General features: G+C 48.0%; 2 protein-coding genes. Both read right to left on the minus strand.

All coding sequences use genetic code 11. From position 1 onward, the window contains the following. Positions 1-29: 29 nt before the first annotated feature. Positions 30-533 (minus strand): flagellar basal body-associated protein FliL, encoded by a 504-nt coding sequence (gene fliL, locus R7190_RS26265; RefSeq protein ID WP_005457696.1) that lies wholly within the window; start codon positions 531-533, stop codon positions 30-32. 49 nt (positions 534-582) lie between these two features. Then, positions 583-885: flagellar hook-length control protein FliK (locus R7190_RS26270; protein ID WP_318137727.1), on the minus strand; the 303-nt coding region annotated here is incomplete at its 5' end.

Raw genomic sequence — 885 nt, forward strand, 5'->3', positions numbered from 1 at the left:
CTTGGCTTAATAGATCGGTCACGTTTTACCTATTGAATAACAAAATCTGTAAACAGTACTTTTTCAATCACTGGCTTGCCGACCGCAGCATTTAAAGCTGCTTTAATATCTTCGGAAGCTCGGTCTCGCAGTTCCACTCGACCCGTTGGAGAACGAAGCTGCTCTACCGTTGCCGATGCAAATGTTGATAACAAAGAGCTCTCAACCAACGGAGAATGGTAACGCGCCAACTGCTCATTCTCAGAGCCACGTACCATAAGCTGCGCTTTGATTTGCACCAGTCTATCGCGACGGTCACCCGTCACGTTAAAAATGAACGGTTGCGGAAGATTCACGTACGCAATTGGGTTAGCCGCTGCGGCCTGTGTTTGCTGTGACTCTGCCTCTGCGGCTTGAGCCGAATCATCCGATCCCATTAAAAAGAACGCCGCCGCGCCACCACCACCGAGCAGAACCACGACTGCAATAATGATGATCAGTAGCTTGCTTTTACCTTTTGGTGCATCGGCACCTTGTAGCTGTTCTTCTGCCATTGTTTTCTCTAGTTATTTGTTCTTGTTCAAGATGGTTGAGGTTACGACATTAGGCGTAAAAACTAATTCCATCACGCTTTGAAACCACATTCAAATCAAGATTCACATCGGCATCAAAGTTTTCGTCTGACTGGCCAGAAAAACCGCGCCCAGACGCGCCTTGGCCATTTTGTTCAGCCGCTCCGTAACCACTTTGCTGTTGTCCACTGCTTTGCTGCTGAACCGAGGAATCCGCCAGTTGCATCCCTTGTTGAGCCAACATTTCACGTAGACGAGGCAACGTTTGTTCAATAATGTCACGCGCTTGTGGGTTGGTAACCGTAAAATGCACGTTGGCCAAATCGTTGTTCAT

The sequence above is a fragment of the Vibrio sp. 1078-1 genome (assembly GCF_033340475.1).